The sequence below is a fragment of the Pseudonocardia xishanensis genome (assembly GCF_039541715.1).
GTDB classification, from domain to species: Bacteria; Actinomycetota; Actinomycetes; order Mycobacteriales; family Pseudonocardiaceae; genus Pseudonocardia; species Pseudonocardia xishanensis.
Genome location: NZ_BAABGT010000029.1, coordinates 215233 through 241200, shown reverse-complemented (window position 1 = coordinate 241200; position 25968 = coordinate 215233). Strand labels below are relative to the sequence as shown.

32 protein-coding genes and 1 pseudogene are annotated in these 25968 nt (G+C 73.8%); 21 read left to right on the top strand and 12 right to left on the bottom strand.

Annotation, left to right across the window (positions count from 1 at the left end; translation table 11 throughout):
• Nucleotides 1–39 precede the first annotated feature (39 nt).
• Together ABD993_RS12085 and ABD993_RS36690 are read right to left on the bottom strand one after the other, a co-directional pair.
• Nucleotides 40–330 (bottom strand): hypothetical protein, encoded by a 291-nt coding sequence (locus ABD993_RS12085; protein WP_345416070.1) that lies wholly within the window; start codon nucleotides 328–330, stop codon nucleotides 40–42.
• 106 nt (nucleotides 331–436) lie between these two features.
• Nucleotides 437–586 (bottom strand): annotated as a pseudogene (locus tag ABD993_RS36690) (SDR family NAD(P)-dependent oxidoreductase); the annotation flags it as partial.
• A gap of 796 nt (nucleotides 587–1382) precedes the next feature.
• Between ABD993_RS36690 and ABD993_RS12075 the strand changes: the two are divergent.
• The 4 genes from ABD993_RS12075 to ABD993_RS12060 all read left to right on the top strand — a co-directional run bounded on the left by ABD993_RS12075 (nucleotide 1383) and on the right by ABD993_RS12060 (nucleotide 4900).
• The gene (locus ABD993_RS12075) at nucleotides 1383–2162 is read left to right on the top strand and encodes a methylenetetrahydrofolate reductase (RefSeq protein WP_345416065.1); all 780 of its coding nucleotides are present in this window, start codon (nucleotides 1383–1385) and stop codon (nucleotides 2160–2162) included.
• Nucleotides 2163–2266: 104 nt separating this feature from the next.
• The gene (locus ABD993_RS12070) at nucleotides 2267–2935 is read left to right on the top strand and encodes a class I SAM-dependent DNA methyltransferase (RefSeq protein ID WP_345416062.1); all 669 of its coding nucleotides are present in this window, start codon (nucleotides 2267–2269) and stop codon (nucleotides 2933–2935) included.
• A gap of 191 nt (nucleotides 2936–3126) precedes the next feature.
• A complete protein-coding gene (locus ABD993_RS12065) occupies nucleotides 3127–3969 on the top strand; it encodes a DUF6597 domain-containing transcriptional factor (RefSeq protein ID WP_345416059.1) in 843 nt (280 codons plus the stop codon).
• A gap of 10 nt (nucleotides 3970–3979) precedes the next feature.
• Nucleotides 3980–4900, top strand: a complete 921-nt coding sequence (locus tag ABD993_RS12060) for an NAD-dependent epimerase/dehydratase family protein (protein ID WP_345416056.1) — start codon at nucleotides 3980–3982, stop codon at nucleotides 4898–4900.
• 48 nt (nucleotides 4901–4948) lie between these two features.
• On the opposite strand, the gene ABD993_RS12055 is transcribed toward ABD993_RS12060, so the two are convergent.
• Entirely contained in the window at nucleotides 4949–6574 is a 1626-nt protein-coding gene (locus ABD993_RS12055; RefSeq protein ID WP_345416053.1) for a SulP family inorganic anion transporter, read from the bottom strand.
• A gap of 256 nt (nucleotides 6575–6830) precedes the next feature.
• Between ABD993_RS12055 and ABD993_RS12050 the strand changes: the two genes are divergently transcribed.
• From ABD993_RS12050 to ABD993_RS12030, 5 genes are all read left to right on the top strand, one after another.
• A complete protein-coding gene (locus ABD993_RS12050; protein WP_345416050.1) occupies nucleotides 6831–7106 on the top strand; it encodes a hypothetical protein in 276 nt (91 codons plus the stop codon).
• Between the two features lie 33 nt (nucleotides 7107–7139).
• The gene (locus tag ABD993_RS12045) at nucleotides 7140–7490 is read left to right on the top strand and encodes a hypothetical protein (RefSeq protein WP_345416047.1); all 351 of its coding nucleotides are present in this window, start codon (nucleotides 7140–7142) and stop codon (nucleotides 7488–7490) included.
• A complete protein-coding gene (locus ABD993_RS12040) occupies nucleotides 7487–7888 on the top strand; it encodes a hypothetical protein (protein WP_345416044.1) in 402 nt (133 codons plus the stop codon). The genes ABD993_RS12045 and ABD993_RS12040 overlap by 4 nt, the downstream gene beginning before the upstream one ends.
• A gap of 88 nt (nucleotides 7889–7976) precedes the next feature.
• Nucleotides 7977–8246, top strand: coding sequence for an ANTAR domain-containing protein (locus ABD993_RS12035; RefSeq protein ID WP_345416041.1), 270 nt, complete (start codon nucleotides 7977–7979; stop codon nucleotides 8244–8246).
• Between the two features lie 510 nt (nucleotides 8247–8756).
• Nucleotides 8757–9071: a histidine kinase gene (locus ABD993_RS12030; protein WP_345416039.1), complete on the top strand. Its 315-nt coding sequence runs from the start codon at nucleotides 8757–8759 to the stop codon at nucleotides 9069–9071.
• 4 nt (nucleotides 9072–9075) lie between these two features.
• Here ABD993_RS12030 and ABD993_RS12025 read toward each other — a convergent pair whose 3' ends face one another.
• The gene (locus ABD993_RS12025) at nucleotides 9076–9321 is read right to left on the bottom strand and encodes an SHOCT domain-containing protein (protein ID WP_345416036.1); all 246 of its coding nucleotides are present in this window, start codon (nucleotides 9319–9321) and stop codon (nucleotides 9076–9078) included.
• Nucleotides 9321–9674: a sporulation protein gene (locus ABD993_RS12020; protein ID WP_345416033.1), complete on the bottom strand. Its 354-nt coding sequence runs from the start codon at nucleotides 9672–9674 to the stop codon at nucleotides 9321–9323. The genes ABD993_RS12025 and ABD993_RS12020 overlap by 1 nt, the downstream gene beginning before the upstream one ends.
• Nucleotides 9675–10335: 661 nt before the next feature.
• Here ABD993_RS12020 and ABD993_RS12015 point away from each other — a divergent pair.
• Genes ABD993_RS12015 through ABD993_RS11995 form a run of 5 tightly spaced genes read left to right on the top strand, consistent with a single transcriptional unit; the run spans nucleotide 10336 to nucleotide 15389 of the window.
• Nucleotides 10336–10998, top strand: coding sequence for an HAD family hydrolase (locus ABD993_RS12015; protein WP_345416031.1), 663 nt, complete (start codon nucleotides 10336–10338; stop codon nucleotides 10996–10998).
• 41 nt (nucleotides 10999–11039) lie between these two features.
• Nucleotides 11040–12242 (top strand): sedoheptulose 7-phosphate cyclase, encoded by a 1203-nt coding sequence (locus tag ABD993_RS12010; protein ID WP_345416029.1) that lies wholly within the window; start codon nucleotides 11040–11042, stop codon nucleotides 12240–12242.
• Nucleotides 12239–13021 carry an O-methyltransferase gene (locus ABD993_RS12005; RefSeq protein ID WP_345416026.1) on the top strand — a complete coding sequence of 261 codons (783 nt, stop codon included), beginning with the start codon at nucleotides 12239–12241 and terminating at the stop codon, nucleotides 13019–13021. Before ABD993_RS12010 ends, ABD993_RS12005 begins: the two co-directional genes overlap by 4 nt.
• Complete coding sequence (locus ABD993_RS12000; RefSeq protein WP_345416023.1) at nucleotides 13018–14367, top strand: ATP-grasp domain-containing protein; 1350 nt, start codon at nucleotides 13018–13020, stop codon at nucleotides 14365–14367. Before ABD993_RS12005 ends, ABD993_RS12000 begins: the two co-directional genes overlap by 4 nt.
• On the top strand, nucleotides 14367–15389 hold the full coding sequence (locus tag ABD993_RS11995; protein WP_345416020.1) for a D-alanine--D-alanine ligase family protein: 1023 nt from the start codon (nucleotides 14367–14369) through the stop codon (nucleotides 15387–15389). The genes ABD993_RS12000 and ABD993_RS11995 overlap by 1 nt, the downstream gene beginning before the upstream one ends.
• On the opposite strand, the gene ABD993_RS11990 is transcribed toward ABD993_RS11995, so the two are convergent.
• The 4 genes from ABD993_RS11990 to ABD993_RS11975 all read right to left on the bottom strand — a co-directional run bounded on the left by ABD993_RS11990 (nucleotide 15386) and on the right by ABD993_RS11975 (nucleotide 18210).
• The gene (locus ABD993_RS11990; protein WP_345416017.1) at nucleotides 15386–16174 is read right to left on the bottom strand and encodes a TauD/TfdA dioxygenase family protein; all 789 of its coding nucleotides are present in this window, start codon (nucleotides 16172–16174) and stop codon (nucleotides 15386–15388) included. The genes ABD993_RS11995 and ABD993_RS11990 overlap by 4 nt on opposite strands.
• A gap of 95 nt (nucleotides 16175–16269) precedes the next feature.
• The gene (locus ABD993_RS11985; RefSeq protein WP_345416014.1) at nucleotides 16270–16905 is read right to left on the bottom strand and encodes a class I SAM-dependent methyltransferase; all 636 of its coding nucleotides are present in this window, start codon (nucleotides 16903–16905) and stop codon (nucleotides 16270–16272) included.
• A gap of 79 nt (nucleotides 16906–16984) precedes the next feature.
• Complete coding sequence (locus ABD993_RS11980; protein WP_345416011.1) at nucleotides 16985–18007, bottom strand: alpha/beta fold hydrolase; 1023 nt, start codon at nucleotides 18005–18007, stop codon at nucleotides 16985–16987.
• A complete protein-coding gene (locus ABD993_RS11975) occupies nucleotides 18004–18210 on the bottom strand; it encodes a hypothetical protein (protein WP_345416008.1) in 207 nt (68 codons plus the stop codon). Before ABD993_RS11975 ends, ABD993_RS11980 begins: the two co-directional genes overlap by 4 nt.
• 142 nt (nucleotides 18211–18352) lie before the next feature.
• Between ABD993_RS11975 and ABD993_RS11970 the strand changes: the two genes are divergently transcribed.
• The 3 genes from ABD993_RS11970 (at nucleotide 18353) to ABD993_RS11960 (ending at nucleotide 20386) form a co-directional block, all read left to right on the top strand.
• The gene (locus ABD993_RS11970; protein ID WP_345416005.1) at nucleotides 18353–19678 is read left to right on the top strand and encodes an APC family permease; all 1326 of its coding nucleotides are present in this window, start codon (nucleotides 18353–18355) and stop codon (nucleotides 19676–19678) included.
• Nucleotides 19679–19687: 9 nt separating this feature from the next.
• Nucleotides 19688–20083: a hypothetical protein gene (locus ABD993_RS11965; protein WP_345416003.1), complete on the top strand. Its 396-nt coding sequence runs from the start codon at nucleotides 19688–19690 to the stop codon at nucleotides 20081–20083.
• Between the two features lie 75 nt (nucleotides 20084–20158).
• Nucleotides 20159–20386, top strand: a complete 228-nt coding sequence (locus tag ABD993_RS11960) for a hypothetical protein (RefSeq protein WP_345416000.1) — start codon at nucleotides 20159–20161, stop codon at nucleotides 20384–20386.
• Here the strand turns inward: ABD993_RS11960 and ABD993_RS11955 are convergent.
• Entirely contained in the window at nucleotides 20381–21031 is a 651-nt protein-coding gene (locus tag ABD993_RS11955; protein WP_345415999.1) for a maleylpyruvate isomerase family mycothiol-dependent enzyme, read from the bottom strand. The two genes, ABD993_RS11960 and ABD993_RS11955, sit on opposite strands and share 6 nt — an antisense overlap.
• A 362-nt stretch (nucleotides 21032–21393) precedes the next feature.
• Here ABD993_RS11955 and ABD993_RS11950 point away from each other — a divergent pair, with 362 nt between their 5' ends.
• The 3 genes from ABD993_RS11950 to ABD993_RS11940 all read left to right on the top strand — a co-directional run bounded on the left by ABD993_RS11950 (nucleotide 21394) and on the right by ABD993_RS11940 (nucleotide 23239).
• On the top strand, nucleotides 21394–21993 hold the full coding sequence (locus ABD993_RS11950; RefSeq protein WP_345415997.1) for a L,D-transpeptidase: 600 nt from the start codon (nucleotides 21394–21396) through the stop codon (nucleotides 21991–21993).
• 99 nt (nucleotides 21994–22092) lie between these two features.
• Nucleotides 22093–22572 carry a DUF4188 domain-containing protein gene (locus ABD993_RS11945; RefSeq protein WP_345415994.1) on the top strand — a complete coding sequence of 160 codons (480 nt, stop codon included), beginning with the start codon at nucleotides 22093–22095 and terminating at the stop codon, nucleotides 22570–22572.
• Between the two features lie 19 nt (nucleotides 22573–22591).
• Entirely contained in the window at nucleotides 22592–23239 is a 648-nt protein-coding gene (locus tag ABD993_RS11940; RefSeq protein WP_345415991.1) for a metal-dependent transcriptional regulator, read from the top strand.
• A gap of 101 nt (nucleotides 23240–23340) precedes the next feature.
• Here the strand turns inward: ABD993_RS11940 and ABD993_RS11935 are convergent, their stop codons facing one another.
• Entirely contained in the window at nucleotides 23341–24039 is a 699-nt protein-coding gene (locus ABD993_RS11935; protein ID WP_345415988.1) for a hypothetical protein, read from the bottom strand.
• A 288-nt stretch (nucleotides 24040–24327) separates the two neighbouring features.
• On the opposite strand from ABD993_RS11935, the gene ABD993_RS11930 reads away from it, so the two are divergent.
• Nucleotides 24328–25437 carry an alpha/beta hydrolase gene (locus ABD993_RS11930; protein ID WP_345415985.1) on the top strand — a complete coding sequence of 370 codons (1110 nt, stop codon included), beginning with the start codon at nucleotides 24328–24330 and terminating at the stop codon, nucleotides 25435–25437.
• Here the strand turns inward: ABD993_RS11930 and ABD993_RS11925 are convergent.
• Complete coding sequence (locus ABD993_RS11925) at nucleotides 25428–25931, bottom strand: hypothetical protein (RefSeq protein ID WP_345415982.1); 504 nt, start codon at nucleotides 25929–25931, stop codon at nucleotides 25428–25430. The two genes, ABD993_RS11930 and ABD993_RS11925, sit on opposite strands and share 10 nt — an antisense overlap.
• Nucleotides 25932–25968: the final 37 nt, after the last annotated feature.

Genomic DNA, 25968 nt, shown 5'->3' with positions numbered 1-25968 from the left:
CGCGCCCACCTGAGGGGCGAGTGGTGCTACGTGGGCTTCCTAGATTAACAGCCCGGATCCGGCGGATCCGCCGCCAGACTTCGCCGCTGAGGTCCTCGCCGCGGCGATCGCGCCCACTCCGAACTCGGAGATGTCCGGCTCCAGCTCCTCGACGAGGTCGAGGATGACGACGCTGAACGACCACCAGAAGGCGGGGGTGGTGCCGTCGATCTCCAGGCCTTCGACGCGACAGCAGTCGAGCCAGTCGTCGGATTCGTCGGGGTGGTGGCGGAGCGAGGCAACGGCGCCGACCCCTCCCACGTCGATTCCCCCGCGTCGGAAACCGGTCATGCCAGAACTGGGCCTGGACGCCGGTGATGTCGTCGGGGGACATGCCCGCCTCGATCTCGCGCATCATGCGGGTGTTGACCGGGCCCGGGCAGATCGCGTTCACCCGGACGCCTTCCGGTGCCGCCTCGGCCGCGGCGACCCGAGTCAGACCGATGACCGCGTGCTTGGACGCCGTGTACACGCCCAGCCCGGCGGAGGCGATGACCCCGGCCATGGACGAGGTGTTGACGATCGCGCCGTGGCCTTCGTCGATCATGGCCCTCAGCACGTGCTTGAGGCCGAAGAAGTGGCCCTTGACGATGCCGCGGCCGCACCGGTGATCAGGACGGGCCGTCGGAGTACCGCGATGATCATCGGGGTCGGCGGGTGGGCCCCGCCGTGCAGGCGGAGCAGCTGCGAGAACCGACGCTCTGACCCGCGGAATGCCTCCAGCCCGTCGGGACCGGGCTGAGCCGTCTCGATTCACCCGGTGGTCGCCGGCGTGGTCCGTCCGTGGTCGAGACAGGACGACCCCGCTGAGAAGTCCTCGGCGAAGGGCGTGCCACACGGGCCGTCCACCAGCACGCCAGTCCCGTCCCCACGGTGGGTCGGACCGGCACCTCGCGGCCGGAGGTCGTGAGGCCGCGAGCAGGTCTACGCCAGTGGGATGAGGACGCTCGGCGCTGCTCCGCTCTCCGTGCCGCTCCAGATCGTCCGGCCTGCTTCGGTCACCACCACGTGGACGGGTGTCGGTGGGCCCGGTCGTCGGTGTCGCCGCAGCGGCGACGCCCACTCCCAGCCCGCTGAGTGCGGTGGCGGCGACGACGACTGCGACAGACTTGGCGAACACGGTCATGGTGGCCTCCTCCGGGTCGTGGTGAAGGATTCGTTCCGTCTGTCATGACAGTCCTCTGAGCTGGGCGTTCTTCATGTCCCGCGACCGGTTGATGGGGGATGACCCTGCTGTCCGCCGGTCGCCCGACACTGGGCGACGGCTGCGGAACCGCGAACCCCACGAGGCAGGCGAGGACGACCGCGGCCGTCTCACGTACGTCGGTCACTACGGTGACACCGTGAGCCGCCACTTCTCCGTCGTGTGTGAGATCGAGCCGCCGACCAGGCCGGACCTGACGCGGGCGCGCCACCAGATCGGCATGCTGGCGCCCGTCGTCGACGACTTCCTGATCCCGGACAACCACATCGGCCGGGCCACGGTCTCGAGCATCGCCGTGGCGAACGAGGTGCACGCGATGGGGCGGCGGAGCATCGCCTGTCTCAACTCGCGGGACCGCAACCTGCTCGGGTTCCAGCGCGACCTGCTCACGGCGGCGGCGTACGGGGTCGACCGGTTCCTGTTCGTCGCCGGGGACAAGCCGACGGCGGGCGACCGGGCGGGCGGGCTCACGGTGCGGACGATGATCGAGGAGGCCCGGGCGGTGACCGGACGGCGGGAGTTCGCCGGGGTCGAGCCCTTCGGGATCGGGGTCACGTCGGGGAGCCGCCGCAGGCTCGCGTCGTGGAAGCGGGAGGCGGACTTCGTCTTCCTGCAGGTCGGCTTCTCCGTCGACGAGTTCGTGCGGTGGCGCGAGGAGAACCCGACGGACCAGCCGGTCTACGCCGGCGTCATGGTGCTGGCGAGCGCCGGGATGGCGACCCGGCTGCGGGCGAGCGTGCCGGACATCGAGATCCCCGACGCCCTGGTCGAGCGGGTCGCCGCCGACCCGGATGCGGGCGTGGCCGCCGCGTGCGAGCAGGTCGTGGCGCTGAGGGACAGCGGAGCCTGCGACGGCGTTCACTTCGTCCCCGTCAGCAGGTACCGGCAGGTGGCGATCCAGCTGGAGCGCCTGCTCTGACCGTGAGGCTGATGTAGACGGCCCGGGCCGCGCCTGCTCCGGTGACGGTGTCGACGAGGGCACGAGCACCGGACCGGTGGTGATGGTCTGGCTAAGGTCGCGCCATGAGTGCGCGCCCGATGTCGCAGCCCGCCGATCTCGAGGTCGTCCGCGACTCCTACGACCGCGTGGCCGACAACTACGTGGAGATGGTGGCCACGACGGGTCTGGGCGATGTCCGTACGCAGCCGTGGCTGCGGGCCGCGATGGACGTCTTCGCGGACTCGGTCGCCGGGCTGGGGCCCGTTCTGGACGTCGGCTGCGGCCCGGGCACGGTCACGGCCTACCTGGCCGAGCGCGGGCTCGACGTCTCGGGGGTGGACCTCTCGCCGCGGATGATCGAGCACGCGCGGCGGCTCCACCCGCAGTGCACCTTCGATGTCGCGTCCGCGACCGAGCTCGAGCTCGCGGCGGAGTCCTGGGGTGGGCTGATGGGGTGGTGGTCGCTGTTCAACCTGCCCCGCGACATCCTCGCCGAGGTGCTGGCCCGCTTCGCCGCCGCGTTGGTGCCGGGGGGCCTGCTGATCATCGCCACCCACGTCGGCGACGGAGACCTGCAGCGCACCGAGGCGTACGGCGGGGTACCGGTGCGATGGACGACCCACCGGTGGCGACCCGAGCAGCTGGTGGCGCTGGTCGAGCGGACCGGTCTGCGGCTCACCGCCGAGCTGCGCCTGCCCGCCGACGACCAGGTCGGACCCGGCGTCGTCCTCGTCGCCCGGCGCAACGGCTGAGGGGCCCGTCGCGGGCGCGAGCCGGGGCAGTGTGCCAGGCATCCAGCAGAACACCGATCGAGTGGGACGCCGGAGTCGCCCCGTTCAGCGCCGGCGGGTCGCTCGGCTCTGTGGACGGGACCGTCCCGGCCGAAGGATCCCGATCTCCCTCGGGGGCTGTGCAGCTGAGTCCGGGGCGCCATCATGGTCGGGTGGCCGCCGGATCGTCCTTCCTGGAGCGGGCGCCTGTTCCCGCGCTCGCGCCACTGGTCTCGTCGGTGTGGATCCAGCAGGTGGGGGAGGCCCCCCTCGCCCAGCGGTACGTGCCGCACGGCGGGGCCGAGGTGCGGTGTGTGCTCGGTGCGGCGCCCCGGCTGCTGGGTCCGCTGACGGCGGCGACGCACCGGGAGATCCCCGCAGGTGGCACCGTCGTCGGGCTGCGGTTGCGGCCCGGGGTGCTCGGCGGGCTCGCCGGGTTGCCTGCCGAGCACCTCGTCGACGAGGACCTCGCGACGGGTGAGCTCTGGGGAGACGAGGCCCGGCTCACCGACCGGCTCGGTGCCGCGCCGTCCCCGCAGGTGGCGCTCGACCGGCTGCAGGCCTTTCTCGCAGCGACGGCCACGGAGACCGATCCGCTGGTGGACGACGTCGTCCGGCGGCTGATGCCGTGGCGCTCGGGCGCGCTCCCGGCCGGGTGGGGGATCTCGGACCGCCAGTTGCGGCGGCGGTGTCGCGCCGCGGCCGGAGTGGGCCCGAAGGAGCTGCAGCGGCTGCTGCGCTTCCGGGGCTTCACCGCGCGCGTCCAGGCGGCGGTCGACCGGGGCGAGCCCGGTGACCTCGCAGGCTGGGCCGTCGAGGCGGGCTTTCACGACCAGGCCCACCTGTCCCGCGAGTGCCGCAGGCTCACGGGCGAGACGCCGGGGGTGTTCCTCGCCCAGTATCGCGCGGCCTGCGCCGGTGCGGACGATCACGACCACGCGGCGGCCTACCTGCCGATGCTGCGCCGATGGCGGGATGGCCGTTCCGTACAAGAGCGGCGGGCCCGCCCGGCCTAGCGTCGCGAGCATGATCCTCGTGACCGGCGGCCTGGGTTCGATCGGGTCGCACACCGCACGGGCGCTGCTCGATCTGGGCGAGTCCGTCGTGCTCACCGCGCACCGCACCACCCGGCTGCCCGACTTCCTGGCCGACTCCGACGGCGTCGTCGTCGAGCCGCTGGACACCACCGATGCCGGCGCGTTCCTCCACCTCGGGGAGCGGCACGCGATCAGCGGTGTCGTGCACCTCGCCGCCGCGCCGTGGGACACCCCGGATCCCGTCGACTACCTGCGGGCCGAGTCCACCGCGCTGCTCAACGCGCTGGCCGCCGCACGGGCCTGGGGGGTGCGGCGGTTCGCCGTGGCGAGCAGCATCGCCGCGTATGCGGGCGTCGCCGACAGCCCGTGGCGGGAGGACGCCCCGCTCCCGACGGTCGCCGCGCACCAGATCCCGGTGTTCAAACGGACCGCGGAGCTGTGGACCACCTTGGCCGTACCGGGCACGGTGAACCTGCGCATCGGCACCGTCTGGGGTCCCCTGGGGCTGGGCGACAACCCGTTCTTCGCGCTGCCCCGGCTTCTCACGGCCGCCGTCCGCGGCGAGGACCCCGACCTGACGCCGCCGCGCCCACCCGCCCGGTCGGGCGACGCCACCGACCTCTGCTACGTGAAGGACTGCGGCCGGGCGATCGCGCTGCTCATGGTGGCCGAGCGGCTCGAGCACACCGTCTACAACGTCTCCAGCGGGCGGCTCGTCCGCTACACCGAGGTGGTCGACGCGATCAACGACGCCATCCCCGGCGCGACCCTGACGCTGCCCCCGGGCGGGGAGCCCGGTGGCCACCTCGACATCACCCGGCTCCAGCGGGACACGGGCTTCGTCCCGGAGTACGACGTCGAGCGGGCCGTGGCGGACTACGTCGCCTGGCTGCGCGACCACGACGCCTAGCACGACGAGCGCTTCGCCACGCAGCCTTCCGCGAGGCGGGACCGTCGCTCAGCCCTCGGCCGTGAAGCGGTCCAGGACCTCGCCCGAGGTGGCGTAGCAGGGGATCGAGCCGAGGCCGTAGCGCTGCAGCTGGTTGCGCACCGGGGGGATCACGTTGGAGAGCACGAGCCTGGTCCCGTGGGCCTCGAGCTGCTCGCGCACCCGCGCCAGGACGGTCCCGGCGGTGTAGTCGACGTCGCCGATCGCGGCGGCGTCGAGGCAGAACCAGCGCACCCGTGGCCCCGCGGTCAGCGTCGCCACGTCCGCGGCGAGGTGCGAGGCGTTGGCGAAGTAGAGGCCGCTGCCGAAGCGGTAGGTCACCAGGCCGTCGACGGTGCGCAGGCCGGGCGCGACCGGCTCGGAGCGCCAGTGCCCGTCGGCGCCCTTGCGCAGCACGCTGCTGTGCGGGGTGTAGCTGTGCCGGAGGTGGTCGGCGATGGACAGGGCGATGGCCACGACGATGCCGGGGCCGACGCCCAACAGCACGACCGCGACCGCCGCCGCCACCGCCAGCGCCCACTCCCAGCGCCGCACCCTCCACAGCCGACGGAGCCCGACGAGGTCGACCAGCTCGACGCCGATCACGAACACCACCGCGGCCAGCGCGGCCAGCGGGAGGAGCTCCAGGGGTGAGGTCAGCAGCACCACCACGACGACCGCCAGGGTCGCCGCCACCAGCGGGGCCAGCTGGCTGCGGCCGCCCGCCGAGTCGACCATCTGGGTCTTGGTGGGACTGCCGTTGACGACGAACGTCCCGGTGAACGCCGAGGCCAGGTTCGCGCCTGCGAGCCCGACGACGTCGGTGTCGGTGTCCGCGTCCTCGTCGTGGCGGGCGGCGTACGAGCGGGCGGTGGCGGCGGACTGGGCGAGGATGACCACCAGCATCGACAAGGCGGTGGGGAGCACGGCACGGAGGTCGCCGGGGCCGAGGGCCGGCAGGGTCGGCACGGGCAGACCGGACGGGACGGGCCCGACCTGCGGGGTGTCGAGCCCGACGACGGCGGACACCACGATCGCGGCGACCAGCGCGAGGAGCGCCCCGGGCAGCCGAGGGGTGATCCGGTGCAGGACGAGGATCACGACGACCACGCTCCCGGCGACCCCGATCGCGACGGGATCGACCTCCCCGAGCCTGCTCGCGATCTCGACCAGCCGGCCCGGTGTGTCCCCGGCGGCGACCGACAGGCCGAGCATCTCGCCGAGCTGGCCCACGGCCACCTCGAGCCCGACCCCGGTGAGGAAGCCGACGAGCACGGTGCGGGACAGGAAGTTCGCCAGCGCCCCCAGCCGCAGCAGCCTGGCCCCGATGAGGAGCAGGGCCACGACCAGCGCCGTGGTCCCGGCGAGCGCGACGTACCGGTCGGTGCCGGTGGCGGCCAGTCCCGCCAAGCCGGCGGCCAGCATCGCCGCGGTGGCGGAGTCGGCGCCCACCACGAGATGGCGGGACGCCCCGAGCACCGCGAACACGACCGCGGGCGCCAGCAGGGTGTAGAGGCCCGTCTCGACCGGCATGCCCGCGATCCGCGCGTACCCCAGCACCTCGGGCACCGCGAGCGCGGCGAGGGTGGCACCGGCCAGGACGTCGGGCAGGAGGCGGTCGCGGCGGAACTCCAGACCCTGCCCGAACCAGCGCACCCATCGACCCTAGGGGTGTCGGACGGGACGGAGTCGAGTCGCCGCGTCCGACACCGGGACCACGGTGCCCCGCCCCGCCCGGGCGGACACGAGGTCACCCTCCCAGCGAGCCGGGCGGGGATCGGCCGGCCTCGAGGGCTCCGCGTCTGCGCGGTAGCCCCCGGACCGGTATGTCGGAGTGAGGATCGGGAGCGGTGACTCGAGAGGCCTTGGCAGCCTCGCCGTACCGGCGTGCCAGGGGTGCTGCGCTGAGGTCGTGGGCGAGGACGCTGAGGAGCACCGTCAGTGCGATCACGGCGACGGCCTGATCCGCGCCGTCGCCCACCGGGTGCGGCGGGTCCGACGGAGCAGGGCACCGCCGCCGCCGATGTCCGCCCGTGCGGCCGCAGGCATCGGTGCGCGCGGCATGGTCGTGTTCCCGCTCCAGGTGGGTGCCGACCGGTCGGGTGTGTTGGACTGCTACCGGGACACCGGGGAGCTCGGAACCTCTGCGCTCACCACCGCGCTCCGCGCGGCGGACATGGCGGTGTGAGGGCTGCTCGAGGGCGGCATTGAGGGGGCCCGGATGGGTCGCACACCGTCGACGTCTCCCGACCCGCTCGCCGGCGGGCCCGGTTCGGGAGACGGGCTCCCGACCGACGGCCCCGCCGACGCGGGCGCCTGGGGTGACCTCGTCACCGGGACCGAGCACCCGTTCGCCTGGGTCGACCACCGGGACGTGCACCAGGCCACCGGGGTGATCACCGAGCAGGGCGGGATCGGCGCGGCCGCGGCGCTGGCGTGGTTGCGGGCGGTGGCGTTCGGCTCGGGACGCGAGCTGGCCGACGTGCTGGCCCGCCGGCTCCGGTTCCACCCGCTCGACCGGGCTGAGGGCTCCGACGAGAACGGCGAGGGCCGGGATCGGGACGTGTCGTGAACCGGGTGCCGGCGGACCCGGTCCCCGTCTCGAACGGCCGGGACGACGGGCTGCTGGGTGCGCTGGTGCGCCTGACCGCGACCCTGGTCCGGGACTTCGACCTGCTCGACGTGCTCGACGAGCTGATCCGGGACTGCGTGGTCCTGCTGGAGATCGACGCGGCGGGCCTGGTGCTGGCCGACCAGCGCGGTGGGCTGGAGGTGATGTCCTCGACCAGCGAGGCCGCCCATCAGCTGGCGCTCGTCGAGCTGCGATCCGGGCAGGGCCCCTGCACGGAGAGCTTCCGCACCGCCCGCCAGGTCCACGCCGCGGATCTGGCGGACGGTGTGGGGCGCTGGCCGCGGTTCGCCGCCGCGGCGGAGCAGTACGGTTTCCGGGGGGCGCACGCGCTGCCGTGACCAGACGCTGGGCGCGGTCAGCCTCCTCCGCGCGGCTTCCGGGGACCTCCGCGCCGCCGATCTGCTCGCCGGGCAGGCGCTGGCCGACGTGGCCAGCGTCGCCCTGCTCCAGGACCGCACCCTCGACGAGACGCACCGGATCGCGGAGCGCATCCAGCAGGCGCTCCTCAACCGGGTCATCGTCGAACAGGCCAAGGGCGCGCTGAGCGAACGCGCCGGGCTGGACCCCGAGGAGGTCTACCTGCGGCTGCGCCGCTACGCCCGTGCCCACAACCTCAAGGTCGGCGACGTGGCTCGGCAGGTCATGGACCGGTCCCTGGATACGACGTCCATGCTCGGGCCCGATCCCGACCACTGACGGTTGCGCGGCAGGGAAAGGGATGGACCGGCCGGGCTGGCCGGCACTACAGTCGTCGGCGCCGATAAGCCAGTCACCCCAAAGCCCCGGTGACGCCCCCGCCACGGCGGGCGTGCCTCCGGGAGGGCGACTGTGGTGTCTTCGCACACGATCGAGAACGCAGCCCCCTCGCGCCGACACCGGGACCGTGAGGAATGTGAGGAGTGCGGAGCCGTCGACGGCACCCACTGGCCCAGCTGCAGTCGCTACCGGGGCCGGGCTCCGCCACGGTGATCGTTCACGAGGCCGCGTCGGTATCGCACGGGCGACCGGTGTGCGGACTCGTCGCCACAGCCGCGTGGAGGGGTGCGGCTGATCGACGTCCGTCTCCCGGTGCTCGTGGACCGCCCGTGCCCGGCGCTGTCCGGGTCCGACCGTCGCCGCGGCCACCGAGAGGTGGCAGGCGAACCCATCCCAGGCCGACGCTTCCCCGTCGCGAAGTCATACACATCTTCGGAGTGCTGAGTCGCAATGGACAACGACGGCAGGGTCTCACCCGGTTCTGCTCCTCACCGCGGCGTCCGGGTCACCGACCCGACCGAGCGGTACGGCGAGGACGTCCTCGGCGCCGTGCTCGACGAGCGCGCCCGGATCGCCGACGAGCTCAACGACCGGGTCATCCAACCCCTGTTCGGCCTGGGGCTGGACCTGCACGGCGTGGCCGCGCGGGTCGGGGATGCGGAGGCCCGGCGCCTCGCCACCCTGGCGTGCGAGGTCGACGGCATCATCGCCGCGGTCCGCAGCGCCGTCTTCGGCCTGTGGCGGAGCCGCGAGGACGAGCACTGAGCGGCTACGTGTGCCCGTGGGTCAGGGTGTCCAGTCGGCGGTGGTACTCGTCCTCGTCGATCTCACCGCGGGCGTAGCGCTCGGCGAGGAGTTGCTGGGGCGACGTCCGCTCGTCCGCAGCGGGCCGGTCGCGGCGCACCGCGCGGACGCCCACCACGACCGCGATGAGCAACAGTGCCCACAGCGCCAGGGAACCGAAGCCCATCAGGGCGTACCCCCAGCCGCCCATCGGGCCGCCCCACCAGGGCATCACGACCGCCTGCCCAGCCCGCGCCGCGCCCACAGCGCCCGGACCGTGGCCAGCGCCGCCACCAGCACGACGCCCGCGACCGTCACCGCTCGGTTCACGTCGACGGCGGGCTTCCAGCTCACCACGCCGTCGGCGATGACGTACGCGCCTGCGGGCCTGCCGGTGAAGCCCAGCCCGCCGCCGTTGCCCTCGCCCTGTCCGCCGTCCTCCGCCGGTCCGGAGCCCGACCCCCCGCCGCCGCCGACCCGGGCCGCGGTGATGATCGTCGTCCCGTCGACGGTCACCGGCTCGGCGAACACCCGGTTGGCGAGCATGAGCCGCTCCGCGTCCTCGGTCATCTCGGCGATGTCCATCTCGACCCCTTCCCTCGGCCTGCCTCGTCGACGGTCACACCGCCCGCGCCACGGGGGCAGGGTCGGAGGGCCCGGCCGGGACCGCCGACGTGCCCGGATCCACGGTGGACGCCGCCCGCGGCCGGAACGGGCTCACCGCGCGACCATCGGACGTGCCGGTCCGCGGCGGAACGACGGGCGCCGTGACGGCACCCCCCCGGCGCAGCGTCCCTCGGTGCTCCGACCGGAACAGCCGCCGCCGGCTCCACGGAGGAGTCCGCTCCGCCATGTGTACCTCTCCCGGCCCGGTCAGCGACCGCCCGACGCCCGCGGCACCGTGCCCGGCCGCCGTCACCCGTCGTAGGGCCGGAGGACCCGCCGTCTCCGATCGGCCGCGGGTGCGGAGTCGAGTTGCCGCCTCCCACCGAAGCCCGATACTGGGATCACGGTGTCGCCGCCCCGCCGGGGCGGGCACGAGGTCACCCGAGGGAGGTCGGCGCTGATCTGACCCGGATTCCGGAGTCCCGGACCCCTGCCGCGCCGCTGCTCCCATCAGCGTCCGCGCGCCTGCATCGCCGGCCCGCCGTGCGGGTCGCCCCGGTTCCGCTCGCCCCCGTTCGACGGACCGATCCTCGCGCCCTCTGCGCACCCCTTCCATCACGTCACCGTGAGAGGTTCCGTCATGCCCGCAGTCCTGTTCGGCTCGATCAGCACGCTCGCCGACACCTCCGAGCTCCAACGCGACGCCTTCAACCGCGCCTTCGCCCAGCACGGCCTCGACTGGTCCTGGTCCCGCGACGAGTACGCGACCCTCCTCGAGTCCAGCGGCGGTCGGCAGCGCATCGCCGACCAGGCCGAGCGCGCCGGCGTCGAGGTCGACGCGGACGCCGTGCACCGGACCAAGTCCGAGCTGTTCCAGCAGACCCTGGCGACCGCCGCGCTGACCCCGCGGCCCGGCGTCGTCGAGACCGTCGAGGCCGCGCGCTCCGCCGGGGTGCGCGTCGGGCTGGTCACCACCACCTCGCCGGAGAACGTCGAGGCGCTGCTCACCGGGCTGAAGCTGGACCGGGAGAACTTCGACCTGGTCGTGGACAACACGACCGTCGACGAGGTCAAGCCCGATCCCGCCGCCTACCGGCACGCGTTGTCCGTGCTCGGCGAGGAACCCGGCGCGTGCGTGGCGATCGAGGACAACCGCGGCGGGGTCGAGTCCGCGACCGCCGCAGGCCTGGCCTGCATCGCGTTCCCCAACGCCAACACCGAGGGACACGACTTCCCGGCCGCGACCGGCCGCGTCGACCGGCTGGACGCCGGGGACCTCGTCGATCGGGTGAGCGGCCGGTGAGTCGGTCCGTTCCCGTCCCCCTCATCGAACCGGAGAAGCCTGTGACCACCCCCCGTGCCGTGCTGACCGCGACCGAGACGGACTTCCGCGTCCAGAGCTGGGAGCCGATCGACTTCACCCTGCGCTACGTCGACGGCGTCTTCGCGCCGGAGAACCCGCAGCTCGCAGACCTGTACCGGGAGCGGGGCCGTTGCCTGATGGTCGTCGACGAGACCGTCCACGAGATCTACGGCGATCGGATGCGCGCCTACTTCGACCACCACGGGATCGCGCTCACCACCATCGCGCTGACGATCGCCGAGACCGCGAAGAGCCTGCGCACCCTCGAACGGATCGTCGACGGCTTCGCCGAGTTCGGGCTGCTGCGGACCGAGCCGGTGCTCGTCGTCGGGGGTGGGCTGACCACCGACGTCACCGGGTTCGCCTGCGCCTCCTACAAGCGCGGGACGCCGTACGTCCGCATCCCGACGACGCTGATCGGCCTGATCGACGCCAGCGTCGCGATGAAGGTCGCGGTCAACCACGGCAAGCACAAGAACCGGCTCGGCGCCTTCCACGCCTCGCGTGAGGTGTTGTTGGACTTCTCCTTCCTCGGGACGCTGCCCGAGCCGCAGGTGCGCAACGGCATGGCGGAGCTGGTCAAGATCGCCACGGTGGCGAACGCCGGCCTGTTCGACCTGCTGGAGAAGTACGGCGAGGACCTGCTGGCCACGGGCTTCGGCCACCGCGACGGCGGCCCGGAGCTGCGCGAGGTCGCCCACCGCGGCACCTACGACGCGATCCGCACGATGCTGGAGCTCGAGCACACGAACCTGCACGAGCTCGACCTCGACCGGGTCATCGCCTACGGGCACACCTGGAGCCCGACGTTGGAGCTGGCGCCGCCGACCCCGATGTTGCACGGCCACGCGATCAGCGTCGACATGGCGTTCTCGGCCACCCTCGCCGAGCGCCGCGGGCTGCTCACCCAGGGCGAGCGGGACCGTGTCCACACGCTGTTCAGTGGGCTCGGCCTGTCCGTCGACAGCCCGTACCTCACCCCCGAGCTGCTCGATGCGGCCACCGCCTCGATCGTGCAGACCCGTGGCGGTCTGCTGCGCGCGGCGGTCCCGCACCCGATCGGTACGTGCGTCTTCCTCAACGACGTGACGTCGGAGGAGCTGCACGAGACCCTCGCCGCGCACCGCGAGATCGTGGCCGGCTACCCGACGGCGACCGAGGGCGTCGCGATGTGGTCGCGATGAGCTCGACCGAGATCCGCCCGGCCCGCCCCGTCACCCCCACGACGATCCTGGCCGGCCTGCTCGACGAGCTCGTGGGACGGCACGACGACCCGGACCTGCGCCGGGCCCGCGACCTCGCCGCGGGCCTCGATCCCTACCTCGACCGGTGCACGACCCCGGCGTCCGCGGCGCTCGACGCCCTGGAGCGCCGGACCCGGGAGGAGGACTGGGCGGCGCTCGCGGGGGGAGTGCCGCTGGAGCAGGAGATGCTGTCCGGGCACGTCGAGGGCGGTTTCCTGCGGTTCCTGGTGCAGATGACCGGCGCGCGGCGGGTGCTGGAGATCGGCATGTTCACCGGGTACTCGGCGTTGGCGATGGCCGAGGCCCTGCCCGCGGACGGCGTGCTGGTGGCCTGCGAGCTCGATCCCTTCCCGGCCCGCGTGGCTCGGGAGTGCTTCGCCGCCTCCGCGGCGGGCGCCCGGATCGACGTGCGGGTCGGCCCGGCCGCGACCACCCTCGCCGCGCTGGCGGGTGAGTCCTTCGACCTGGTGTTCATCGACGCGGACAAGGCCGGGTACGCGGACTACCTCGACACGGTGCTGAGCACCGGGCTCTTGGCCGAGGGCGGCACGGTGTGCGTGGACAACACGCTCATGCAGGGGCAGCCGTGGACCGGCGAGGCCACTGCGAACGGCGAGGCCATCGCGGCGTTCAACCGGACCGTCGCCGAGGACCCCCGCGTCGAGCAGGTGATCGTCCCGCTGCGCGACGGCGTCACGCTGATCCGGAGGGCGACGTGACCAGGCTGCTGGAGGACACCCGCGCCAGGCCCACGGCACCCGCCGCCCGGGCCACCGCCCGCACGCTCGGCGCGCTCGCCCTGCTCACCGCCGCCCTGCCGGTGGACCTGCTGGTCACCGGCGCGGCGGCGCTGGTCGGCGCGGTGCGGCGGGAACGGCGGGAGACCCCGGAGCGGCCGCTGACGGTGCTGGTCAGCGGCGGCAAGATGACGAAGGCGCTCGCGTTGGCACGGGCCTTCCACAAGGCGGGGCACCGCGTCGTGCTCGTGGAGCAGGCCAGGTACCGGTTCGGCGCGCACCGCTTCTCCCGGGCCGTCGCGGCCTTCCACACGGTCCCCGCCCCGGACGCGCCGGACTACGTGGAACGCCTCGTCGAGATCGCCGAGGCGGAGGGGGCGGACGTCTACGTCCCCGTCTGCAGCCCACTGGCCAGCCGGTTCGACGCCGAAGCCAGACGCGCGCTGGAGCCCTTCTGCGAGGTGGTGCACCCGGACGCGGAGACGGTGGCGATGCTGGACGACAAGCACCGCTTCGCCGAGACCGCTGCCGGGCTCGGGCTGTCCGTGCCGGACACGCACCGGATCACCGACCCGCGGCAGATCGTCGACTTCGCCTGCCCGCCCGGGCGCCACTACGTGGCCAAGAGCATCGCCTACGACCCGGTGCGCCGGATGGACCTCACCCGGCTGCCGCGGCCCACCCGCGAGGAGACCGAGCGGTTCGCGTGGTCGCTGCCGATCTCCGAGGACACCCCCTGGATCCTGCAGGAGTACGTCGAGGGCACGGAGTACTGCACGCACAGCACCGTGCGCGACGGGCGCGTGCAGCTCCACTGCTGCTGCCCGTCGTCCGGCTTCCAGCTCAACTACGCGATGGTCGAGCACCCGGCGATCGAGGAGTGGGTGCGGCGGTTCGTCGGGGCGATCGGCGCCACCGGGCAGCTCTCCTTCGATCTCATGGAGACACCCGACGGGCGCCTCTACGCCCTGGAGTGCAACCCGCGCACGCACTCCGCGATCACCATGTTCTACGACCACCCCGGGGTCGCGGCGGCCTACCTGGACGCCGACGTCCCCACCGTGCTGCCGACGGCGCGCAGCCGCCCGACCTACTGGCTGCACCACGAGCTGGCGCTGCTGGTCCGGCATCCGACCACGGTGGTCGAACGGGCGCGGATCGTGTGGCGAGGCAAGGAGGCGCTGCTGGAGGCGTGGGACCCGCTGCCGTTCCTGCTGCTCCCGCACCTGCAGATCACCACGCTGCTGCTGGGTGCGCTGCGCCGCGGGAGGCGCTGGGTGAAGATCGACTTCAACATCGGCAAGCTCGTCGAACCGGCGGGGGACTGATGGCGCGCGTACTGCACCTCGTCGGCTCGGCCGTCGACGAGTTCTTCGCCGACCTGTCCCGGCTCTACGCCGCGGACTGCCTGGAGGTGACATCCGGTGGTCACGAGGCCCTTGTCGCCGTCGTGGCGCCGGACGGGACCTGGCGGTTCCCCGCCGACCTGAGCCCGTCGGCGATCGCGGCGGCGCGGGCCGTGCCGCTCGCCGACGCCGTCGCATTCCTCAGCCGGGCCGGCATCGACGTCGTCGTGCCGCAGATGTTCTGCCTGCCGGGCATGACCCGCTACCGCGGCCTGTTCGACCTGCTCGGCATCCCCTACCTCGGCAACCCACCGGACGTCATGGCGCTGGGAGCGGACAAGGCCAGGGCGCGCGCGGTGGTCGCCGCCGCGGGCGTCGCGGTCCCGGCGGGGGAGGTGCTGCGCCCCGGCGAGGAGACCTCGATCGGGCTGCCCCTGGTCGTCAAGCCGGTCGACGCCGACAACTCCGTGGGCCTGACGTTCGTGCGCGACCCGGCCGAGCTCGGGCAGGCGCTGGAGGAGGCGTTCGCCCACTCGCCCGCGGCGCTGGTCGAGGAGTTCGTGCCGCTCGGGCGCGAGGTGCGGTGCGGGGTGCTCGACCGCGGCGGGGAGCTGGTCTGCCTGCCGCTGGAGGAGTACGCGATGGACCCGGCGGACAAGCCCGTCCGGCTCGCCGCGGACAAGCTCGCCCGTGACGACGGCGGCGACCTGCGGCTCGTCGCGAAGGACCCGACCCACGCGTGGATCGTCGACCCGACCGACCCGGTCACCGAGGCCGTCTGGGCGGCGGCCCGCGCGTGCTACCGGGCCCTGGGCTGTCGGCACTACGGCCTGCTCGACTTCCGGATCGACCCGCAGGGCGAGCCGTTCTTCCTGGAGGCGGGGCTGTACTGCTCGTTCGCCCGCACCTCGGTGGTCGCGACGATGGCCGCGGCGGCGGGGATCGGCGTCCGGGAGCTCTTCGACGGGTTCGTGGCCGACACTCGGGCCGACACGCTGGGTTAGGCCGGGACCGGCACGCTCCCGGCCACCATCCCGCGGTGCATGACCCGGTCCCCGACCACGCCGGAGTGGTCGGCCCGGTGCAGCACGGCCGCGTTGTCCCAGATCACGACGTCGCCGGGCGCCCAGGCGTGCTGCAGCACGTTGTCCTCGCGGGTCGAGTGCGCGAACAGGAACTCGACGGTCTCGCGGGCCTCCCCCTCGGACATCCCGCTCACCGCGACGCAGCGGGCCGGGGTCGAGAGGTAGAGCGCGATCCGACCGGAGACCGGGTGCCTGCGGAACACCGGGTGCTCGGCCTCGGTCTCGCTGCCCGCGTCCTGCGGCGCCACCCCCGTGACGACGTGCCGGATCGTGCGGCCCGCCAGTCGCGCCCGCCACCCGTCCGGCAGGGTCTCGTAGGCGCGGTACTGGTTGGTGAACTGCGTGGCGCCGCCGACATCGGGGATCGCGACGGCCCGCAGCGCGGTGTACGCGGGCGGCGCGGCGACGTAGCTGGTGTCCACGTGGAACGAGCTGCGCGGGGGCGTGGTCCGCCCGACGTTGCTGATCACGTTGCTGATCACGTTGAGGTCCGGGAAGTCCGGCACGGGGGTCTCGCCCGCGGTGAAGGCCAGGGCGCCGAACCGGCGCAGGAACGCGAGGAACTCCGCGTCGTCCGCGGTCTGGTCCGGCAGCACGAGCACCCCGTGCTCGGCGAGCGGGCCCACCAGGTCCGCGGGTCCGGCATCGGCGACGGCCAGGTCGCGGACGGTCGCGCCGATCGGTCGTCTCACCTCGAGTCGCACGCCACCAGTCTGAGCCGGTGGTGCGCACCTCGCGCGGCGAACGGGTGCGCTCCGGACGGAGATCGAGTCCGCATGCGCCTTCCTCGCCCGGGTCTCTAGGCCACGGTGGCCCGCCCGACCACGAGCGGGTGCACGATCCCCGGCATCGCCCGCCACACGGCGGGGCGGGCGTCGAGCCGGAACCCGCAGGCCTCCATCAGCTCCGGGGTCGCGCGGTTGCAGCGGCAGCCCACGGCGAACCGCTGCCACGGCCCGGCGAGCCGGTCCTGCCTGCGTGCGAGCCGCGGCGACTCCGACCGCACGTGCTCGAGGAACAGCAGCTGCCCGCCGGGCCGCAGCACGCGGGCGATCTCGTGCAGCGCCCGGTCCGGCGCATCGACCGTGCAGAGGACCAGGGTCGAGACGACGGTGTCGACGCTCGCGTCCGCGAGGGGCAGGTCCTCGGCCCTGGCGTCGACCACCACCGCCTGGGGCCGGTGGCGGCGCGCCGCGTCCCGGAGGCGGGCGCGCATCGAGGGATCGGGTTCGGCCGCGACGAGGTCGACGTCCGCCGGGTAGTGGGCGAGGTTCAGGCCGGTGCCCGCGCCGATCTCCAGGGTGTGGCCGCGGACCCGGGTGAGGAGGTCGTGGCGGTGACGGCGCAGGCCCGCGACCTCCCCGACCCACAGGAGCGGGTCGTAGATCGCCGCGAAGGTGCGGGCCCACGTGCGGTTCTCGGTGGCGGTCGTCATGGGGAGGACGGTAGGGAGCGGGCCGTCGACCGGGCATCGCCCGAAACCATCACGCGTGCAAGATGGCCCGGACCGGCCATCAGAGCAGCCCCAACCGCGCGGCCTCCGCGACCGCCGCCGTCCGGGATCCCCGGCCGAGCTTGCGGCGGATGTTCGCCACGTGCCGGTGCACGGTGTGCGGGCTGACGACCATCTGCTCGGCGATCTCGCGGTCGCTCAGACCCCGGGCGACCAGCGTGAGCACCTCGCGCTCGCGGTGCGACAGCAGTGCGGCTGCGGGCTCGGCGGCCGGCACGTCCGGCCGCGGTCCGTCCAGGACCGTGCGGAGCGCCCGGACCACGGCGTCGGCGTCCCCCGCCCAGGGGAAGTGGGCGCTGCCCGGGAGCGGGACCAGGGCGGCCCCCGGGATCCCGGCGGCGACCTCGCGCCCGAGCCGGTAGGGGATCGCGCGGTCCTCGCGGCGGTGGACGACCAGCGTCGGCGCCTGCACCTGGGGGAGCAGCGTGCGGACGTCGTGCCGGTAGACCTGGTCGAGCAGCAGCGCCGCGGTCTGCGCGCTCGCCGCCGCGCGTTGGAAGCGGGCGAACCGTTCCTGCTCCTCCGCGGAGGCCGCGCCGAGGAAGACGTCCGACAGGAGCCGGGAGCCGAGGCCCCAGTGGGAGCGGACCGTCGCCAGGATCGCGTCGCGCACCTCGGGGCGGGTGATCGCGGGGCCGTCGGCGTAGGCGCCGTAGAGCAGCAGGCGCTCGACCCGCTCGGGGGAGCGCGCCGCGTAGGCGATCGCCGCGCAGCCGCCGGACGAGCCGCCGAGCAGCGTCACCCGCTCGGCGCCGAGCTCGTCCACCACCGCGCCGAGGACCTCGACCTCGCCCTCCAGGCTGGGGTCCGCGGGCTCGCCCCGGTCCGACACCCCGACGCCCGGGCGGTCGTAGCGGACGAGGGTGCGGCCCTCGCCCACCGCCGCCCAGAACCGCGCGGCGGCCGCGTCCTCGCGGTCCCGCTCCAGGTGGCCGACCCACCACGCCGGGCAGACCAGCGGGGGACCCGCGCCGCGCACCTCGTACGCGACGCGGCGCCCCCGCACGGTCAGGAACCGGATCATCGGGCCCACGGGCCGTTGCGGATCACCGCGCGCACGTCCGCCCGCCCGTCGCCCAGGTCGACCTCCGCGAGCCACCCCGTCGCCCCCGCGGCCTCGTAGGCGGCGAGATCGGCGTCCGCCGGGAGGGCGACGGCCCTGCCCGCCGGCGCGATCCAGGGATCGGCGAGCACGCGGACCGGGGGCGGGAACAGCGCGGATCGCATGCCTCGATCCTGGGGTGTCCCGGCGTTCTGAGGTAGGGCAGGCCCCGCCTCTGTCTCCGCGGGCCACCGACCTGCCCGCGCGGCCCGTGTCGGCTGTCCCGCTTCGTCCGGAATGCGGCGCTGATCCGTGTCACCATGCCGAATGGCCGAAGTGACCGATACAGGTGGAACCGCGCAGGACACGAAGCTCAAGCGGACCGTCGGCGTCACTCTGCTGTTCTTCTTCATCGTCGGGGACACCCTCGGGGCGGGGATCTACACCCTGGTCGGGACGATGGCCGCGGACGTCGGCGGCATGCTGTGGCTGCCGCTGGTCATCGCGCTGGTGGTCGCGCTGCTCACCGCGGGCACGTACGCGGAGATGATCACCAAGTACCCGCAGGCGGGCGGGGCGGCCCGGTACGTGCAGCGCGCCTTCGACAAGTCTTATCCGACGTTCGTCATCGGGTTCATGATGGCGGCGTCGGGGATCACCACGGCCGCGCTGTTGGCCAACGCCTTCGCGGGCGACTACCTCGCCGCGCTCGTCGACGTCCCGTCCGTGCCCGTGACGATCGCCTTCCTGCTGCTGCTCATCGCGATCAACATCCGCGGCGTACGCGAGTCGCTGTCCGCCAACGTGGTCATGACGTGCATCGAGGTCAGCGGGCTGATCCTGGTGATCGTGGTGGCGGCCATCGTGTTCGGCAACGGCGACGGCGACCCCGCGCGCATCCTCACGCCCTCGCCGGACGAGCCGATCCTGATGGGCGCGTTCGCGGCGTCGGTCGTCGCGTTCTTCTCCTTCCTGGGGTTCGAGGCCGCCGCCAACATGGCGGAGGAGGTCGAGGAGCCGTCGAGGGCCTACCCGCGGGCGCTGTTCGGCGCGATCATCACGGCGGGCGTGGTCTACCTGCTCATCGCGCTCGGGGCGGCGATCGTCGTCGACCCCACCACGATGGCGAGCTCCAGCGGCCCGCTCCTCGAGGTCGTCAACGCCTCCGGCCTGCCGATCCCCGAGTGGCTGTTCTCGCTGGTCGCGCTGGTCGCGATCGCGAACGGCGCGCTGCTGTTCATGGTGATGGCCAGTCGGGCGACCTACGGCCTGGCCGAGGAGGGTCTGCTGCCCTCCTTCTTCGGCAACGTGGCGCCGACCCGACGCACGCCGTGGGTGGCCATCCTCTTCGTGGGCGCGGCGACCATCGGGATGAGCTTCGTGGGCAACATCGGGCAGCTGGCGGATACCACGGTGCTGTTGTTGCTGGTCGTGTTCATCGCGACGAACGTGTCCTGCATCGTGCTGAAGAAGGACCGGGTTGGGCACGAGCACTTCTCCGTGCCGCTCGTCGTGCCGGTCATCGCGATCCTGGCCAGCATCGTGCTGCTGACCCAGCAGACGGGCGACATCTGGCTGCTGGGCGGCGCGTACGTCGTCGTCGGGTCGGTGCTGTACCTGATCGCCCGGTTCAGCAGGCGGCGGGTCTCCTAGTCTTCACGCATGGTCGATCAGCGGGTCGCGGCGGTGGTGCTGGACCTGCTGGTCGCCGTGGTGGTGCTCAACCTGTTCGCGCAGTACCTGCCGCAGGTGATCACCGAGTCGTTCAGCGTCTCGCTGCTCACGGCCGCGCTGCTCACCGGGATCCTGGCGGTCGTCGTGCTCGCGAAGGACCGGGTGAAGGCGCGCTTCACGGCGGCGGAGACTCCGCTGGGCAAGGTGGTGGCGGGGGTCGGGCTGTGGGCCGTGGCGTTCGGGAGCAAGTTCCTGGTGCTCGAAGCCGTGGACCTGGTCTTCTCCGACCGGGTCAGCCTGGGCGGCTTCTTCTCGGTCTCGCTGCTGATCGTCGTCCTGCTGCTGGGTCGGGCGGGCGCCCGGTGGCTGCTCCGCGCGCGGTGATCCCGGAGTGTCGCGCAGATCGCTTCCCCACCGGGGCGGGGCACGGGAGACTGGGCGGGACCGAGGGGAGGGCGTGTGACGGAGGAGGAGCTGATCGTCGAGTTCGCCCTGACCCGACTGGACAACCCGGGTCTGGACCTCGACGAGCTCGCGGCGCTGGTCGTGCGGCGGGTGGGGCCGGAGCACATGCTGCAGTTCGCCTCGCAGAACCTGGCGGACCGCGGGGAGCTGCGCGGGGCGTTGTTCGAGGCCGCGGTGGAGCACGTCATGCGCGTGGTGCTCAGCCTGCGGGACGGCTCATAGGTCGGTGTCCGGGAGCGGGCCCAGCGAGGTGAAGGCCGAAAGGTGGGGCGTGAGGTCGCCGCGCTCGGTCCAGGACTTCAGCTGGGCCGCCGAGCGCCTGCTCATCAGGGCCCGGGTCAGGTCGAAGTCGCTCGCGCGCAGCAGGACCGGGGCGTCGTCGACCCCGCCGACGGGCGTCCACGACCACGTGTCGCCCACCAGCGCCACGGACGGCTCGTCCGTGGGCAGCGTCAGCCGCCCGACGAAGCGCTCCCGGATCGCGTGCAAGCCCGGCGTGTCCTGTGCGCCGGGCACACCCAGGGCGCCGCGCAGGTCCTGCTCGTGGATGATCACGTCCGCCAGCGGGCGCGGGCCGTGGTCGCGCATCCACCCCCGCAACGGGTCCGCGACCGCGCGCCACTCCGCGACCAGCTCGGCGACCGTGCGGTCCCGCCGGGTCGCGACCTGAGCGGCGGTCCAACGCTCGTTGTGATCGTCCGGCTCGTCCCCGGCCACGACGTCCGCGCCCAGGCCGACCATGTGGGAGAACAAGTCCCGCACGGTCCAGTCGGGACAGGCGGGCACCCGCACCGACGGGTCCGGCGCGGCCGAGACGAGCTCGATCACGCGCTCGTGCGCGTGGGTCCACTCGGCGATGGGGTCCATGACGGGGAGCGAACCACATGTCGAGAACGGGTGCCCGGCTCCGACCGGGGGATGCACGTCGACGAGCACCGCACCGAGATCGTCAGGCAGACCGCGCAGCTCGTGCGCGAGGTCTCCCCGGTCTGACCGACGCCCCGCCGTCGCCGAGTCCCGGGGTGGCGAGGGACTGCCCGGCCACTGGGCGGATCGCGCCGCTTTCGCCTGATCGGACCGTTTCGTGGCTCCGTTCGGCGCTCGACGACGACCGGTGACGGCCGCCCCGTTCCCTCGCTCCCCGTGTGGGCGTTGGAGGGGTGCGCGGTCACGCGCGGTATCTCACGTAAAGTGACCAAGCGATCACGGAACGACGCAGGGAGTGGGCTGTGGGTACACGGCGGTTCGGGACCCGGACGGGCACCCGCAGGACGGTCGCCGCGATCGTGGTCGCGGCCGCCGGCGTGGGGGCGGCACTGGTGGCGGGCCCCGCGCTCGCCCAGGCGCCCGGCCCCTCGCCCGCCGCGACGGCCGCGTGGGCCGAGCCGCTGGTGGCGGGCACGCCGTGCTCGGTGTCCGCGCGGTCGTGCGTGGACCTCGAGTCGCAGCAGGCCTGGCTGATCGAGAACGGCGCGGTCGTCCGGGGCCCGGTGAAGATCGCCTCCGGGGGCAACGGCCAGGAGACCCCGATCGGCCACTCGCTACGCGTCTACCGCAAGGAGAAGGACCACCTCAGCCAGGAGTCCCGGCTGCCCAACGGCGACCCCGCGCCGATGCCGTGGTCGGTGTTCTTCGAAGACGGCGGCATCGCGTTCCACTCCGGCAGCCCGAACCGGTCGTCCGCGGGCTGCATCCACCTCGAGCCCGTCGACGCCGAGGCCTGGTTCAACTTCCTGCAGATCGGCGACAAGGTGCAGGTCGTTCGGGCGTCGGAGGAGATGGCCGCGCGCAACCCGCAGCCCGCCCCCGCCCCCGCCCCTGCCGCCTGAGACGAGCCCGCCGCGATCCGGCGGGGTCGTCCGCTCTTGACAGTGGATAGCGACACTCCCCACTATTGGAGAGTCAAAGTACCCACTGATGGGAGCGACATGGACGGCGGACGGACGACCCATCGGCACGAGGGCGAGCTCGTGGTCTTCCTCATCGGCATGACGATCAACCGGTGGTGGCGGATCGACCAGTGGCTGCCCACGTTCCTCGCGATGCCGGGGATGCTGCGGGAGCCGGCGACGGACCCGGAGTCGGGGATGCTGGGGTTCCGGGTGGTCCTGGGCTCGAACGGGCCCACGGTGATCCAGTACTGGGACTCGGTGGACGAGCTCTACGCCTACGCGTCGGACCGCGACGCGCTGCACCGGCCCGCGTGGACCGCGTTCAACCGGCGGGCCCGCAGGGCGCCCGGCGTCGTCGGGGTGTGGCACGAGACCTTCCGGGTGGACCGGGCCGAGAGCATCTACGTCGGGACCCCGGCGATGGGACTGGCCGCGGCCACCGAACGGGTACCGGTCACCGCACGGACGGAGGCCGCGCGCCTGCGCATCGAGGCCGACGCGGTGAGGCCGGGCTAACATCGTCCTCGTGGGGACCATGACACCCGCAGTCGAGGACTACCTCAAGACGATCTTCCTGCTGTCCACCCGCGGGGAGACCGTCACCACCGGGCTGCTCGCGAAGGAGCTGCAGGTGTCCTCGCCGTCGGTCTCCGCGATGGTCAAGCGGCTGGCGGACGGCGAGCTGGTCCACCGCGGCCGCACGCTCACCCTGACCGAGGCCGGTGAGCGGGCCGCGCTGCGCGTCGTCCGCAGGCACCGGCTGCTGGAGACGTTCCTGGTCAACGCCCTGGACATGCCGTGGGACGAGGTGCACGAGGAGGCCGAGCAGCTCGAGCACGCGCTCAGCGACCGCCTCGAGGCCCGGATCGACGCGGCCCTCGGCCACCCCACGCACGACCCGCACGGCGACCCGATCCCGTCCCCCGCGGGCTCCCACGACGAGAGCTGGGGCCAGCCGCTGGCGTCGGCGCCGCAGGACTGCCGGTTCCGGATCGAGCGCGTCTCGGACCGGCGGAGCGACGCGCTGCGCTACCTCGGCGACCGCGGCCTGCGCCCCGGCGTCGTGATCGAGGTGGGGGAGCAGGAGCCCTACGGCGGCTCGCGGTGGATCAGCATCGCGGGCGAACGGGTCGCGCTCGCGCCCCTGCTCACCGGGCTGGTACACGGCCGCATCGTGCGGTAGACGCCGAGACGCCGGCCGCCCTGGGGGCGACCGGCGTCTCGGAATGGGTGCGCCCGGTGTCGGGGACCGGGGCGCGGGGAGCGGACGAGGTCCGGGGTGCGTCAGCCGGCGAGCGACGCGATCGCCGACGCGAGGTCGACGGGGGTGGCGGCGTCGGGCGCCGCCTCGTGGGTGGTGTCGATGTCCTGACCGGTGGTCGAGGGCAGCTCGGTCGGCAGCGCGGGCAGCCCCGGGGCTCCGGGCAGCTCCGGCGCGGCCGGGGCGGCGGGCAGCTCAGGACCCGCCAGCGGAATCGAGCCGAGGGGGCTCGCGAAGTCGCCGTTCACCTCGGGGGCTCCGGGCAGCTCGGGGGCCGTGGGCAGCTCGGGGGCGGTGGGCAGCGCAGGCAGGCCGGGCAGCGCCGGGGCCTCGGCGGCCTCGTGCGAGGCGGTCGGCACCGAGGACGGGGTCGACAGGGCCTTGGCCCCCGCACCCTCGGCGACACCCCGCGCCGGGGCCGCGTCCGCCGGGGTGGCGGTCGCCGGGACCTCGGAGGTGTTGTCGAAGGTCATGTTCGGCGCCTCGAAGGTGATGATCCCCGGGACGTCGACGGCCTCCGGCAGGGCCGGGGCCTCGGGCAGCGCGGGGTTCTGCAGCGCGGAGGCGTCCGGCGCGGCGGGGAGCTCGGTGGGCAGCTCGGGGGTGGCGGGGAGCTCGGGCAGGTCGGCGGCGAACGCCTGGCCTGCGAAGCCCGCGCCCAGGGCGGCGATCCCGGCGACGGTGACCGAGGTGCGCACAGTGCGCCTCGCGAGACTGCTCATGACTGGGAAGGTCCTCTCGATCGGGGGAGATCGTGTGAAGCTGGGGAGACGATCTGGGGGTTGAACGAGGGTGTGGCACCCCGGTTGTGCCCCGGGCGGGGTGTTCACCCGATGCGGTAGGAAAGAAGATGCAGGTCACACCGGGTTCACCGGGACGGGCGACCACGTGGTGCTTGACGCGCGCACGATCACGGTCGTGTCACGAAGGCCCCGTCGGGGCGGCGCACCCCGTCCCACGGACGGTGCCGGGCACTCGACGCGGGCCCCCGCCTCCCGGATGATCGGCGTGTGCGGGGACGGGGACTGGCCGCGGCCGGTGTGGGCGCGGGGTTGGGCATGCTGGGCGCCGCCGGGGCGCTGGGGGTCGGCCGCCACTACGCGACGGTCCTGTTGGACCCCGCCCGCGTGGCCGCCTACCCGGAGCGGGTGCTGCACGCCGACCGCGGCGGCGTCACGCTCGCCACGAGCAGGCTCGTCCGGCAGCCGGGCGTCTGGGGCCTGCGGTGGGACCAGGGGCTCGCGGTCGTGGGCCCGATCGTGCGCGAGGACCGCCGCGGCGTGCACCGCACCCTGCTGCAGGGGCCGGTGCCACCGGAGGGACCCGCCGTCGTCGACGCCGGGCCGTTCGACCCGGATCCCGCGTCCCGGGGCCTGCCCTTCACCGAGGTCGCGATCCCCACGCCGCTGGGACCCGCCCCGGCCTGGCACGTCCCCGGCGACCGGGACACCTGGGTGATCGCGGTGCACGGCCGCGGGGGCAGGCGGCGCGAGGCCCTGCGGGTGCTGCCCGTCCTCCACGCCCTCGGTCTGCCGACCCTGGTCATCAGCTACCGCAACGACGACGACGCCCCGGCCAGCCCGGACGGCCACTTCCATCTCGGCGACTCCGAGTGGGAGGACATGGAGGCCGCCGTGCGGTGGGCCCAGGAGCACGGTGCGCGACGTGTCGTGGTCGCGGCGTGGTCCATGGGCGCGGCCATCACGGGGGCCTTCCTGGACCGCTCAGCCGCCGCGGACCTCGTCGTCGCGCAGGTGTGGGACGCCCCGCTCGTCGACTGGCGGGCGACGCTGCGCAGGCAGGCCCGCAACCGGCTGCTCCCGCCGCAGCTGGTGCCGATCGCGACGGTCTCCGCCCGCCGTCGCATCGGCATCGACTTCGACGACTTCGACCTGCTCCGCCACCCGCCCGCCCGGCGCCCGCCCACGCTGATCGTGCACAGCACCCCGGACACGGCGGTGCCGATCGGGCCCACCCGGGCCCTCGCCGCCGCCGGACCCGCCCTGGACTGGCCGATCCGGCTCGTGGAGGTGGCCGGGGTGGAGCACACGGCCTCGTGGAACGCCGATCCCGAGCGCTACGAGCAGCTCGTCACGGAGTTCCTGACCGCTCAGCTGTGACCGTTGCGCGCCGCGTGCTCGGGGGTCTCCGCCTCCAGGTCGACGACGCCGGGCGGGGTGGTGGCGGGCGGCTCGGCGACCGGGACCTCCTGGGGGCGCCGGGAGAGCACGAGCCAGCCGACCACCGACGCGATCGTGACCAGCACGCCCGCCCCGATCCACCACCAGCGCCTCGTCGACGGCCCGTCGGGGTCGATCCGGGCGGCCAGCTCGCGGCGGACCTCGGTGATCCGGTCCGCCACGTGCAGATCCTCGGCGCGGCTCGCGAGCTCGCCCGCGGTGCTGCCGGCGCGGCTCGCGAGCTCGCCCGCGACGACCTCGGCCCGGCCCGCGAGAGCCCCGGCCGTGCCCGCCGCCTTCTCGGCGATCACCGGCAGCTCGCGGTCGAGCAGGTCCTTCGCCTCGTGGGCCAGCTCCTCGGCCGCCTCGCCGAGCGAGCTCAAGGCCGCTCCGGCGTGGTCGCGGGCGCGGGTCAGGGCGCTGGTGGTGCTCATGCTGCCTCCGAAGTGGTGTGTGCCGGGTGGCGTCCAC